This is a genomic window from Limnohabitans sp. (assembly GCF_030158565.1).
In the GTDB taxonomy this organism is placed as follows: Bacteria; Pseudomonadota; Gammaproteobacteria; order Burkholderiales; family Burkholderiaceae_C; genus Limnohabitans_A.
In genome coordinates, this window is the sequence record NZ_JAOASQ010000032.1 from 1 (window position 1) to 12,411 (window position 12,411).

The 12,411-nt window shown below is 60.3% G+C and carries 14 protein-coding genes; 4 read left to right on the plus strand and 10 right to left on the minus strand.

Annotated elements, in window-relative coordinates; all coding sequences use genetic code 11:
* The 4 genes from Q1W40_RS06820 to Q1W40_RS06835 form a co-directional block, all read right to left on the minus strand.
* Window positions 1–850, minus strand: an 850-nt coding sequence (locus Q1W40_RS06820) for a phosphopyruvate hydratase (protein WP_300710286.1), incomplete at its 3' end; no start/stop codon positions are given.
* Window positions 851–883: 33 nt separating this feature from the next.
* On the minus strand, window positions 884–1,171 hold the full coding sequence (locus Q1W40_RS06825) for a DUF1330 domain-containing protein (RefSeq protein WP_283222889.1): 288 nt from the start codon (window positions 1,169–1,171) through the stop codon (window positions 884–886).
* Window positions 1,168–2,022 carry a 3-deoxy-8-phosphooctulonate synthase gene (gene kdsA / locus Q1W40_RS06830; protein WP_300710291.1) on the minus strand — a complete coding sequence of 285 codons (855 nt, stop codon included), beginning with the start codon at window positions 2,020–2,022 and terminating at the stop codon, window positions 1,168–1,170. Before kdsA ends, Q1W40_RS06825 begins: the two co-directional genes overlap by 4 nt.
* 23 nt (window positions 2,023–2,045) lie before the next feature.
* A complete protein-coding gene (locus tag Q1W40_RS06835) occupies window positions 2,046–3,692 on the minus strand; it encodes a CTP synthase (protein ID WP_300710293.1) in 1,647 nt (548 codons plus the stop codon).
* Between the two features lie 294 nt (window positions 3,693–3,986).
* Here Q1W40_RS06835 and coaBC point away from each other — a divergent pair, with 294 nt between their 5' ends.
* On the plus strand, window positions 3,987–5,198 hold the full coding sequence (gene coaBC, locus Q1W40_RS06840; protein WP_300710295.1) for a bifunctional phosphopantothenoylcysteine decarboxylase/phosphopantothenate--cysteine ligase CoaBC: 1,212 nt from the start codon (window positions 3,987–3,989) through the stop codon (window positions 5,196–5,198).
* A gap of 58 nt (window positions 5,199–5,256) precedes the next feature.
* Entirely contained in the window at window positions 5,257–5,706 is a 450-nt protein-coding gene (dut, locus tag Q1W40_RS06845) for a dUTP diphosphatase (RefSeq protein ID WP_300710297.1), read from the plus strand.
* A 25-nt stretch (window positions 5,707–5,731) separates the two neighbouring features.
* Here dut and Q1W40_RS06850 read toward each other — a convergent pair whose 3' ends face one another.
* Window positions 5,732–6,265 (minus strand): FKBP-type peptidyl-prolyl cis-trans isomerase, encoded by a 534-nt coding sequence (locus Q1W40_RS06850; protein ID WP_300710299.1) that lies wholly within the window; start codon window positions 6,263–6,265, stop codon window positions 5,732–5,734.
* A gap of 86 nt (window positions 6,266–6,351) precedes the next feature.
* Here Q1W40_RS06850 and Q1W40_RS06855 point away from each other — a divergent pair, with 86 nt between their 5' ends.
* Both Q1W40_RS06855 and Q1W40_RS06860 read left to right on the plus strand, forming a co-directional pair.
* Window positions 6,352–7,473 carry a cupin domain-containing protein gene (locus Q1W40_RS06855; protein ID WP_300710301.1) on the plus strand — a complete coding sequence of 374 codons (1,122 nt, stop codon included), beginning with the start codon at window positions 6,352–6,354 and terminating at the stop codon, window positions 7,471–7,473.
* Between the two features lie 183 nt (window positions 7,474–7,656).
* Window positions 7,657–7,860: a hypothetical protein gene (locus Q1W40_RS06860; RefSeq protein ID WP_300710303.1), complete on the plus strand. Its 204-nt coding sequence runs from the start codon at window positions 7,657–7,659 to the stop codon at window positions 7,858–7,860.
* Between the two features lie 95 nt (window positions 7,861–7,955).
* Here Q1W40_RS06860 and bamC read toward each other — a convergent pair whose 3' ends face one another.
* The 5 genes from bamC to Q1W40_RS06885 all read right to left on the minus strand — a co-directional run bounded on the left by bamC (window position 7,956) and on the right by Q1W40_RS06885 (window position 12,010).
* Window positions 7,956–9,041, minus strand: a complete 1,086-nt coding sequence (gene bamC / locus Q1W40_RS06865; protein WP_300710314.1) for an outer membrane protein assembly factor BamC — start codon at window positions 9,039–9,041, stop codon at window positions 7,956–7,958.
* A 44-nt stretch (window positions 9,042–9,085) separates the two neighbouring features.
* Window positions 9,086–9,982 (minus strand): 4-hydroxy-tetrahydrodipicolinate synthase, encoded by an 897-nt coding sequence (dapA, locus tag Q1W40_RS06870; RefSeq protein ID WP_300710305.1) that lies wholly within the window; start codon window positions 9,980–9,982, stop codon window positions 9,086–9,088.
* 110 nt (window positions 9,983–10,092) lie between these two features.
* Window positions 10,093–10,638, minus strand: coding sequence for a class I SAM-dependent methyltransferase (locus Q1W40_RS06875; protein WP_300710307.1), 546 nt, complete (start codon window positions 10,636–10,638; stop codon window positions 10,093–10,095).
* Between the two features lie 15 nt (window positions 10,639–10,653).
* Window positions 10,654–10,794, minus strand: coding sequence for a hypothetical protein (locus Q1W40_RS06880; protein ID WP_300710309.1), 141 nt, complete (start codon window positions 10,792–10,794; stop codon window positions 10,654–10,656).
* 4 nt (window positions 10,795–10,798) lie between these two features.
* Window positions 10,799–12,010, minus strand: a complete 1,212-nt coding sequence (locus Q1W40_RS06885) for an MFS transporter (RefSeq protein WP_300710312.1) — start codon at window positions 12,008–12,010, stop codon at window positions 10,799–10,801.
* Between the last annotated feature and the right edge of the window lie 401 nt (window positions 12,011–12,411).

Here is a 12,411-nt window from a genome sequence, read left to right on the forward strand (position 1 = left end):
TGATGATGGGGTACTTGTCGCACCAGGTGGCCAGCATGTCGGTCCACTGCTCAGACGTCAGGCTGATGCCGCCTTCACCGGCCAGCACGTACTTGCCGTCTTTGTAGAACTCGCTGGCCGCGCAATCGAGGCCAATGGCGATCTGCTCGCCAGCGGTGTAACCGGCGGCGGCAATCGCGTCGAGCACCATCTGGATGGCCGCTTCGTGGCTGTCCACGTTGGGGGCAAAGCCGCCTTCGTCGCCCACGGCAATGCTCATGCCTTTGTCGTGGATGATTTTCTTGAGCGCGTGGAACACTTCAGCGCCCCAGCGCACGGCTTCGCGGAACGACGGTGCGCCCACGGGGATGATCATGAACTCTTGCAAGTCCAAGTTGTTGTTGGCGTGTGCGCCGCCGTTGATGACGTTCATCATGGGTACGGGCAATTGGTTGCCGTTCATGCCGCCAAAGTAGCGGTACAGGGGCAGGCCAGACTCTTCGGCTGCGGCGCGGGCCACGGCCATGGACACGGCCAGCATGGCGTTGGCACCCAGGCGTGACTTGTTGTCGGTACCGTCCAGGTCGATCAGGGTGCGGTCCAAAAAGGCTTGCTCGGAGGCGTCGAGGCCCAACACGGCTTCGGAGATTTCGGTGTTGATGTGCTCCACAGCTTTGAGCACGCCTTTGCCGAGATAACGGCTCTTGTCACCGTCGCGCAGCTCGATGGCTTCGCGGCTACCGGTGGATGCGCCGGACGGCACAGCGGCGCGGCCCATGACGCCGGACTCCAGCAGCACGTCGCATTCGACGGTGGGGTTGCCACGGCTGTCGAGGATTTCACGGCCGACGATATCAACGATTGCACTCATTTTTGAACTCTCTCAATTTAAAAATAAAAGGGGTTAAAGACCTTCGACCACCACCATGCGCATGATGGCTGCACCGGCTCGGGCTTCGCGGGCTTTGAGGTATTCAGGCACTTCATAAAAGGCCTTGGCCGCTTCAAAGGTCGGGAATTTCAAAATCACGATGCGCTCGGGTGACCAGTCGCCCTCGAGCACTTCCACCTTGCCACCGCGCACGCAGACTTCGGCACCCGTGGCTTGCATCGCGGCGGTCGACCACTTTTTGTACTCTTCGTACTGGGTCGGGTTGGTCACCTGAACGTTGGCGATGATATAGCCGCTCATGCGAAGTTGTCCTCGAGGAAGGGGTTCTTTTTGGTGACGGAATCGAGCTGCACCAAGGTCTCCAGCAAGGCTTTCATTTTGCCCAGCGGCACGGCGTTGGGACCGTCCGACCAGGCCTCGGCGGGCTTGGGGTGGGTTTCCATGAAGAGGCCTGCCACGCCCACGGCCACACCCGCACGGGCCAGCACGGGCACCATTTCGCGGGCACCGCCGCTGCTGGTGCCTTGGCCGCCCGGCTTTTGCACCGAGTGGGTCACGTCAAACACCACCGGTGCGCCGGTCTTGCGCATTTCGGCCAGGCTGGTCATGTCGGCCACGAGGTTGTTGTAGCCAAAGCTCACACCGCGCTCACAGGCCAAAAAGTTGTCTTCGGGCAGACCCATTTCGCGTGCAGCGCTGCGGGCCTTGTCGATGACGTTTTTCATGTCCCAAGGGGCCAAAAATTGCCCCTTCTTGATGTTGACCGGCTTGCCCGACTGCGCCACAGCACGGATGAAGTCGGTCTGGCGGCACAAGAAAGCCGGGGTCTGCAGCACATCGACCACACTGGCCACGGTTTTGACCTGCGACTCGTCGTGCACATCGGTGAGGATGGGTACGCCGATCTGGCGGCGTACTTCGTCCAAAATTTTCAAGCCCGCATCGATGCCCACACCACGCTGGGTGCTGCCCGAGGAGCGGTTGGCTTTGTCGAACGAACCTTTGTAGATGAGGGGAATGCCCAGCGCCGAGCAAGCCTCTTTGAGGCGACCTGCCACTTCGATGGACATCTCCAGCCCTTCGATGGAGCAGGTGCCCGCGATCAAAAAGAAGGGTTGGTTCAGGCCAACGTCAAATCTGCAAAGTTTCATGGAAGTGTCCTGTTGAATGAGGCTCAGGCCTTGGCCTTGTTTTCGATCGCCGCCTTGACGAAGGCGTTGAACAGCGGGTGGCCGTCCCAGGGGGTGGACTTGAATTCAGGGTGGAACTGCACACCCACATACCAAGGGTGCACGGTTTGTGGCAGCTCAACGATTTCTGTCAGCTGTTCGCGCTGGGTCAGCGCCGAAATCACCAGACCGGCTTTGCGCAGGTCGTCCAGATAATTGACGTTCGCCTCATACCGGTGCCGGTGGCGCTCGGTGACCACATCGCCATAAATCTGGTGCGCCAATGTGCCTTTGGCCACGTCAGAGCTTTGCGCGCCCAGACGCATGGTGCCGCCCAGGTCCGAGTTGGCGTCACGCACCTGGATGGAACCGTCCGCGTCTTTCCACTCGTTGATCAGGGCGATCACGGGGAAGGGCGTCTCGGGCTCGAACTCGGTGCTGTTGGCGTCCTTCATGCCGGCCACGTGGCGGGCGTATTCGATGGTGGCCACTTGCATGCCCAGGCAGATGCCCAGATAGGGCACTTTGTGTGTGCGGGCGTATTGGGCCGTTTCGATCTTGCCTTCCACGCCACGTTTGCCAAAGCCGCCGGGCACGAGCACGCCGTCAAACTTGGCCAGTTGGGCTGCTGTTTCGGGGGTGATGGTTTCGGAGTCGATGTGCTCGATCTTCACGTGCACATGGTTGCGCATGCCCGCATGGCGCAGCGCTTCGTTGACCGATTTGTAGCTGTCCGACAGCTCGACGTATTTGCCGACCATGGCAATCGTCACTTCGCCTTGGGGGTGCTCGGTTTCATGCACCAGGTCGTCCCAGCGCTTGAGGTTGGCGGGCTGCGTGTTCAGGCGCAGTTTGTCGCAGATCAGGCCGTCCAGGCCTTGCTCGTGCAGCACGCGGGGCACTTTGTAGATGGTGTCCACGTCGGGCATGGAGATCACGCCCCAGCCTTGTACGTTGGTGAAGAGCGAAATCTTTTCGCGTTCGTCGTCCGGGATGTAGCGGTCCGCGCGGCACAGCAGCGCATCGGGCTGGATGCCGATTTCGCGCAGTTTTTGCACCGTGTGCTGGGTGGGTTTGGTCTTGAGTTCGCCGGCCGTGGCGATCCAGGGCAGGTAAGTCAGGTGCACAAAGGCGGTGTTGTTGGGCCCCAGGCGCAGGCTGAGCTGGCGCACGGCTTCCAGGAAGGGCAGGGACTCGATGTCGCCCACGGTGCCGCCGATCTCGACGATGGCCACATCGACCGCTTCGGGCGTGCCGTAACCGGCGCCGCGCTTGACGAAGTCCTGGATTTCGTTGGTGACGTGGGGGATGACCTGCACGGTCTTGCCCAGGTAGTCGCCGCGGCGCTCTTTTTCGAGCACGCTTTTGTAGATCTGGCCGGTGGTGAAGTTGTTGGCCTTCTTCATCCGGGTGTTGATGAAGCGCTCGTAGTGGCCCAGGTCCAGGTCGGTTTCAGCGCCGTCGTCGGTCACAAACACCTCGCCGTGCTGGATGGGCGACATGGTGCCGGGGTCGACGTTGAGGTAGGGATCGAGCTTGATGAGGGTGACAGAGAGGCCGCGCGATTCAAGGATGGCGGCGAGCGATGCGGAGGCGATTCCCTTGCCCAGGGAAGACACCACACCGCCGGTGACGAAGACGAATTTGGTCATGTCCAAGACGGGAGCCTTGAGCTCCCGGTAGGTGGAAATCGTGATTATAGACAGTCGGGTTGGGGTTCATACCCACGTGGAGCTGTTTTGTGGTGTGTTTCCGCGCTGAGGCGGGCGCAGGCCGGTCGTGCTCATAACTCGCTTCGCTCGCCAAATCGCCTGATCCGGCCCGCGCCCGCCTCAGCGCTACACCGCCTCCGCAGGGTGCTCGGGTGCAGCTTCAGGTCGGGGCTGGAGCCGCCGACTACACCAGTGGGTACAGGTGTTCATGGGCTCTCTGCTACATTTCCCGGCATGAGCACATTGGCTGGAAAACACATCGTTCTGGGCTTGTCGGGCGGCATTGCGGCCTTCAAGTCGGCAGAACTCTGCCGCGCCTTGGTCAAGGCAGGCGTCACCGTGCAGGTCGTCATGACCGAAGCGGCCGAGCAATTCATGACGGCCGTCACCATGCAGGCTCTCTCGGGTAGGCCGGTCTACACCTCGCAGTGGGACACCCGAGAAGCCAACAACATGGCGCACATCAACCTGAGCCGCGAAGCCGATGCGATTGTGGTGGCCCCGGCCAGTGCGGATTTCATGGCCAAGCTTTTGCATGGCCGGGCCGATGAATTGCTCAGCCTGATGTGCCTGGCGCGGCCCTTGGACAAAGTGCCCTTGATCGTGGCCCCGGCCATGAACCGCGAAATGTGGGCCAACCCGGCCACCCAGCGCAATGTGGCGCAGCTCAAATTGGATGGCGTGCATGTGCTGGACGTGGGGCAGGGCGATCAGGCCTGCGGCGAAACGGGTGACGGCCGCATGCTGGAAGCCGAAGAAATTCTGGAAGACCTGGAGGCGTTTTTTGCGCCCAAGACCTTGGCGGGCCAACATGTGCTGGTCACGGCAGGGCCCACTTACGAAGCCATCGACCCGGTGCGCGGCATCACCAATTTGTCCAGTGGCAAGATGGGTTTTGCCATTGCCCGCGCTGCCCGCATGGCGGGTGCTGACGTGAGCTTGGTCGCCGGGCCTGTGCATTTGCCCACGCCACGCGGTGTGCAGCGCATCGATGTGCGTTCGGCCCGTCAGATGCTGGACGCGGTGCAGGCGCAGGTAGACAAGGCCTCGGTCTTTGTGGCCACGGCCGCTGTGGCCGATTGGCGGCTTGACACGCCAGCCGATCAAAAGATCAAAAAAGACGGTTCGGGTCAGACCCCAGCGCTGAAATTTGTGGAGAACCCCGACATTCTGGCCACGGTGGCGCAATCGCCCCGCGCTCAGTCTGGCGCTTTGTTTTGTGTGGGTTTTGCCGCCGAAAGCCACGACCTGCTGGCCCACGCCACAGCCAAGCGCATCCGCAAGGGCGTGCCGCTGTTGGTGGGCAACATCGGGCCTGCGACGTTTGGGCAGGACGACAACGCCCTGTTGTTGGTGGACGAGACGGGGGCTCGTGAGCTGCCGCACGCCAGCAAACAAGCGCTTGCGCAGCAGTTGATCGCTGACATCGCTGCCCGTTTGAAATAATGCCTTGCTTCACTGCGGCATGGCTTGGCGCCTGCCGCGCTCACTTTCTGGATCGCACATGAACATCGACCTCAAAATCATCGACGCCCGCATGGCCGACCAATTGCCCGCTTACGCCACCTCGGGCAGTGCCGGTCTGGATTTGCGTGCTTGTCTGGATGCGCCTTTGACCTTGCAGCCCAATGCCTGGCAGCTGGTGCCCACTGGCATTGCGGTACACCTGAAAGACCCTGGCTACGCCGCCATGCTCTTGCCGCGCTCTGGGCTTGGGCACAAGCACGGCATCGTGCTGGGCAATTTGGTGGGCTTGATCGACAGCGACTACCAAGGCCAGCTGATGGTCAGCGCCTGGAACCGCAGCGATGTGGCCTTCACCATCGAGCCGATGGAGCGCATCGCTCAAATGGTGATCGTGCCGGTGGTGCAGGCCACCTTCCACGTGGTCAATGAGTTTGACGCACCCACGGAACGAGGCGAGGGCGGTTACGGCTCGACCGGCAAAAAATAAGCGCCCGTGAGGGCGCGGCTTGGGGTCAGTGCAATGTGGGGCCTGTCGGGAGGCCTTCATCGCCCACTTCAATTTTGAAAAAGCCCGTGCCGCAGGTGCCGCTGCCCACTTCGGCTTCGGTCGGTTCGCGCACCGATTCGACTTTCAGGCTCAAACGCAAAGCGATGCCGGACAAAGGGTGGTTGCCGTCCAGCACCACGTGTTCCGGGTAAATTTCGGTCACGGTGTAGAGCACGTTGCGCGGGGCATCGGGGTGGCACCCTTCAGGCAAGGCCGTGCCCTCGATGGTCAGGCCTTCTTCCAGGCCAGCCGGGAAGAGGGCAAGCGGTTCCAGAAAAAGCAACTGGTCGTCGAAGTCGCCAAACGCGTCTTCAGGTTCGAGTTGCAGATTCACTTGGGCGCCTTTTTCGTGGCCTTGCAGGGCTTCCTCGATTTTGGGCAGCAAATCTTGGCCGCCAATGAAAAAATCAACGGGCTCGTCGAGGGTGTCCAGAACTTCGCCCAGGGTGTCTTTGAGTGTCCAGGTCAGTGCGACCACGGAAGGTGTCTTGATTTCCATAGGACAATTGTCGCAGTTTGGCGGCCTGTTTTGGCCGCCTTGGCATGGAAGCAGCGCAGCCTTGTTGCTTCTCACGGAACCAGAACATGAACACAGAACAACCCTTGGCCTTGCTCGGCGGCCTCACGCCCAGCCAATTCATGACGCGCCATTGGCAGAAAAAACCGCTGCTGGTGCGCAATGCGATTCCTGGCTTTGTGCCTTGCGTGAACCGCGCCGAATTGGTGGCCCTGGCTGGGCTTGAGGGCGTGGAGTCGCGCCTCATCATCGATTCGGACAAGGGGTGGAAGATGAAGCACGGCCCGCTTGCCAAACGCAGCTTGCCGCCCTTCAGCCAGAAGAAATGGACATTCCTGGTGCAGGGCGTGGACTTGCACCACGACGGTGTGCATGCCCTGATGCAGCAGTTTCGCTTTGTGCCCGATGCGCGGCTGGACGATTTGATGATCAGCTATGCCACCGATGGCGGCGGCGTGGGCCCGCACTTTGACAGCTACGACGTGTTTTTGCTGCAAGCGCACGGTCAGCGCCGCTGGCGCATTTGCCGCAACAAAGACCTGACGCTGCAGCCCGGCGTGCCGCTCAAGATTTTGCAGAACTTTGAAGCCGAAGAAGAGTTTGTGCTCAACCCCGGCGACATGCTGTACTTGCCGCCCAAGTACGCGCACGACGGCATTGCCGAAGGCGAGTGCATGACCTGGTCGATTGGTTTTCGCGCACCTCCCCAAGGGGAGCTGGCCCGTGAAATCTTGCTGGGCTTGGCCGACGAAGCGTTTGACGGCGTGGGCGATGCTTTGTACCGCGACCCCAAACAAGCCGCAGTGAGCCAACCCGCCGCCATGCCCGCAGCGCTGGGTGAGTTTGCCCGTGACGCGATCACCAAAGCGCTCAAGGACCCGCACCTGGTGGACAGTTTGCTCGGTGAGTACATGACCGAGCCCAAATCGAATGTCTGGTTTGATTCCCCAGAGGCCGAGCCCGATGTGTCGCACGGCGTGCAACTCGATCGCCGAACCAAAATGATGTACGACGATCGCCATGTCTTCATCAATGGCGAGAGTTTCCGCGTGGCGGGCAGTGATGCGCGCTGTCTGCGCCAGTTGGCCAATGACCGTCAGTTGTCCGCTGCCCATGTGTCAAAGATGAGCGATGCGGCCCGCGAGGCGCTCGAAGACTGGATGTCGGCCGGCTGGTTGGAAACCCTCTAAGGATCTTCCCTTGGTTGCTTGTTACTGAAGGTTTCATGTCAGTTTGATGTGCAGTCAGGTAAAACGCTATAATTTGAGACTGAGCACAAAAGAGCTCGAGTGCTTTTGTCTCGGTCTTAATTACCGTCTTGGTCATTAAGGCAGTTTCCGGAAATTGTTTTAACCCCTATAAGGAAAATCATCATGAACAAGTCCCTCGTTTTGGCCGCCGTGATCGCTGCTGCTGCTTTGGCCGCTTGCGGTAAAAAAGAAGAAGCCGCTGCTCCTGCTGCTCCCGTGGCTGCTCCTGCTGCCGCTCCAGCTGCTGACGCATCCGCTGCTCCTGCTGCCGCTCCAGCTGCTGACGCCGCTGCTGCTCCAGCTGCTGCCGCTCCAGCTGCCAAGTAATTGCTTGGATGATTCCTGGCGCAAGTCGGGAATGCATAAAAAAACCCCGCATTGCGGGGTTTTTTTATGGCTGGGCCGTGGCCCGCTTGAACAGATCAGCGCAACTCGTTGGCAATCAGCTTCAGGATGCGCTCGGCATTGGCCGCTTCTTCCGGCTTTCCGTTCACGTCCATCACCTGGATTTGGCTTTGCGTTTCGCCCTTGCCTGTCAATGTGATGCGGTAGCGTGAAAGGGCGGGCACTTCTTTTTTGCTGCTGAACATGCGCTCAAAGAAACCCGGTTCTTGAGCTGCCGTACCTGGCGCCACGTAACGCACAAAATACACGCCTTTGGTGCGGTCGCGATCTTCCACTGTGAATCCGCTCCGGTCCAGTGCCACGCCAGTGCGGCGCCAGCTGCGGTCCAAACTGTCGTTCAGGGCAATCGTGGGTTGACCCAGCACCAGAGACACTTGTGCGCTGGCCACAGGGGTGGCCGACGCAACGGCTGCTTTGCTGGCTTCGGGCGTTGCCCCCAGCTTGACCATCAAGCGGCGCAAAAATTCGATTTCCAGCTCAGGATCGCTTTCGCGCGGTTGCCAGATGGTGCTTGTTTTCTGTGCGCTCGAATAGTTCTCCACCATCCCCCTGTGGGTGATGTAGATTTCGACCCCGCCTTGGGCATTTCGCTCAATGCGGGTGCGGTATTTGTCACGTTCACCGGTTGAATACAAGTTGTCGAGCACTTTGCCCAATGTCTTGCGAATGAAGTCTTGTGGCAATTTGGCGCGGTTCTCGGCCCAGTCTGTTTCGACAATGCCCACATCCTTGGCTTCGGTCACTAGGTTAAAGCCATTGGTTTTCCAGAATTCAATGACCGGGTCCCACACCTTGTCTGCCGGGCGGGCCACAACCAGCCAACGCTGGTTGCCTTCCCGCATCATTTTCACGTCTCCCAAGCTGTTGGCCGCTGTGCCAGCATCGGTCACTTTGGCTGCAGCGCCTTGATACCCCAAGGCCGTGGCGGACGTGCTTTCCAGCGCATAGCGCGACTCTTTGCGCAATTGCGTCAAATCAGGCGGCACTTCCAGCGTGGTGGGCTTGGCTGCGCTTTTGTAGTTGATCTTGTCTTCTTCCAGTACGCCACAGGCGCTGAGCAAAATCGCTGCAGCAGCCACGGTGGTGCTGCGCTGGAGTGTCATCAAAGACTTGGAGGGACGGTTCACGAAGAATCCTTTGGTGGAAATCAGATCAGGCCACTGGCCTTGAGTGCGGCCTCGACCACAGGACGCTGGGATTCCGACAGCTCGGTCATGGGCAAGCGCAAAGCCGGGCCCGACAGGCCCATGCGGTTCATGGCCCACTTCACCGGGATCGGGTTAGCTTCCACAAACAGGTTTTTGTGCACGGGCATCAGCTGGAACTGGATTTTCATGGCCGTAGCAATGTCGCCTTTCATGGCGGCCACGCAAAGTTCATGCATCAAACGGGGGGCCACGTTCGCCGTCACGCTGATGTTGCCTGCACCGCCGACCAGCATGAGGGCCACGGCGGTCGGGTCATCACCCGAAAACACGGCAAAGGACTTGGGCAGATCACGGATCAGCCACTGAGCGCGTTCAATGTTGCCCGTGGCTTCCTTGATGCCGATGATGCCGGGCACTTGGGCCAGACGCAGGACGGTGTCGTGCTGCAAATCGGCCACGGTGCGGCCGGGCACGTTGTACAAAATCACCGGCAGCTTGGGGGTGGCTTCGGCAATGGACTTGAAGTGCTGGAACAAGCCCTCTTGTGTGGGCTTGTTGTAGTAGGGCACCACCTGGAGTTGGGCATCTGCGCCAATCGACTCGGCAAACTTGGCCAGTGCAATGGCTTCGGCCGTGGAGTTGGCACCACAGCCCGCAATGATGGGGATGCGCTTGGCCGCTTGCTCGACCGAGACGCGCAGGATTTCGCGGTGTTCGTCCACCGTCACAGTGGGCGATTCGCCCGAGGTGCCGACGATCACCAAAGCATCGGTGCCTTCGGCCACATGCCAATCGATCAGTTTTCGCAAAGTGGGGTAATCCACTTGGCCGTCTGTCAGCATGGGGGTGATCAGGGCAGGAATGCTGCCTTGGATAGGGCGAAATTCGGTGGTCATGTCAGCGTGTTCTGAACGAAAAAGGACATTCTAACGACAGCGCACGGAATTTCCGGACTGCCCAGTGGGGCGGATGTCACCAGAAGTGACTCTGCAGGGCCAGCGATCGTTCAGTGTGAAGCCAGGTGCCAGCGCACAGGCGTGCCGGATGGCGCGGCACGCACAGCGGCGATGCGCTGCACAAAACGGTCTGGCGAGGCTTCAAAACCGTCTTCATAAGCCACGGTGCGCAAACCCTGGGTGGCGCTGAGCAGCTCGCCCGCTTGCAACAAAAAGTCAGGCCGGGACGGTTTGCCCACGGACTCGTTGCCTGCTGCAAAGGTTTCGTAAATCAGCACACCCCCTTCGGCCAGGCTCTGCACCATGACCGGCAGCAAGGGCCGCCACAGGTAATTCGTCACGATCACGGCATCGAAAGTTTGGTCTGCAAAAGGCCAGGGGCCGTTTTCGATGTCGGCCAGCACGGTCTGCCCAGCGGGCGCTGCCAGGGCCAAGGCCTCAGGATGGCGGTCCACGCCGGTGACCGGGTGGCCAAGGGCTGCCAAAAAGCGCATGTGGCGGCCTGCGCCGCAGGCCACATCGAGTACACGCCCTTGCGGTCGGATCAAATGGGCCCAGCGCTGGACCCAGGCGGAAGGATGTTCAGTACCGTGCATGGTCAATCCATGGATTCAAAAACAGGCCCACAACTGCTCGGACAACATGATCAGCATGTCCGGGCGCTGGTAAAGCCAGACCACACCGGCCATGACCACAAGCAGCGCGCCCCATGCAAGGGCTTTGTGCCATGCGGACTGGCGGGTCTGGCGCATCGGATCAAGCCGCCTGAAGTGGCTTGCGCACGATGGCGCTCTCGCGCACCGGCAGGTTCACCAGCGCTGCAAAAACGCCCAGCGCAATGGCCAGGTACCAGACGATGTCGTAGCTGCCTGTTTTGTCGTACAAGTAGCCGCCCAGCCACACGCCCATGAAGGAGCCGATCTGGTGGCTGAAGAAGATGAAGCCGCCCAACATGGACAGGTGCGCCACGCCAAAAATCTGCGCCACCGCCGCGTTGGTGGGGGGCACGGTGGACAGCCACAGCAGCCCCATGACGGCCGAGAACAGGTACACGCTGGTGGGTGTGAGTGGTGCCAGCAGGAACAGCACGATCGCCACCGAGCGCGAAAAATAAATCGTCGCCAGGATTTTCTTTTTGGCCATCTTCTGGCCCAACGTGCCCGCGATGTAAGTGCCAAAAACGTTGAACAAGCCGATCAAGGCCAGCGCGTAACTGGCGACCTGCGGTGGCAAACCGTGGTCTTTGAGGTAGCTGGGCATGTGCACGCCAATGAACACCACCTGAAAGCCGCACACAAAATAACCCGCCATCAAAAGCTGAAAGCTGGGGTACTTGAACGCTTCGCTCAGCGCCTGAGCAATGCTCTGGTCACGCTTGACCTGACCGGGCGCATGGAGTGCCGGCTCGCGCAGACCCCAAGCCAGTGGAATGATCAAGAAAGTGGCTGCAGCCAAAATCACCAAAGCATTTTGCCAGCCCGCTTGACTGATCAGCATGCCCTCGACCGGCACCATCAGGAACTGCCCGAAGCTGCCCGCTGCCGCCGCAATGCCCATGGCCCAGGAGCGTCGCTCGGCCGGCACATTGCGCCCGATCACGCCATAAATCACGGCGTAAGTCGTGCCCGCTTGTGCGGTGCCAATGATTACCCCGGTGAACAGGGCAAACAGCCAAGGCGTGGTCGCTTGTGACATGCCCACCAGGCCCAGCGCATAGAGCAAGGCGCCGGCAATGATCACGCGGAAAGCGCCAAACCGGTCAGCCAGCATGCCCGCAAAAATGCCCATGAAACCCCAGGCCAGGTTTTGGATGGCCATGGCCATGGCGAATTCCTGGCGCCCCCAGCCTTGCGATTGGGTCACGGGTTGCAGCCAAAGGCCAAAGCCGTGGCGGATGCCCATGGACAGGGTGACGATGGCGGCGCCGCATGCGAGCACCTGGAACAATGAAAGCGGTTTGTGTTGCATCCTTGGACTGTAACCAATCTCACACAAGCGCGTGGTCACGTCATGGACTGTGCTTTTGGCGAAAGACCTGGATCCCGGATCAAGTCCGGGATGACCCTTTGAGGGGTAACCGTTGTCGGTGCAGTCGTTGATGATGACCCGTTGAGTGGTGTGCAATTGAGGGGCGTGCAGTTGAGGGGCGTGCAGTTGAGAGGGCGCCGTCTTGGGTGGCTTGGTTTTTTGGGGGGAGATGACTTGTCACCCCGGGCTTGACCCGGGGTCCATGCGCAAGCACCACGACTTGGCCCCTGACCTGGTTTGCTGTACGTCGAACCCATACGAATACTGGTTATTCATCCAGTTTGTCGGCGCAATTCCCACTACAATCCGCCACCATGGCTACCCAAACATCTGTCAAAACC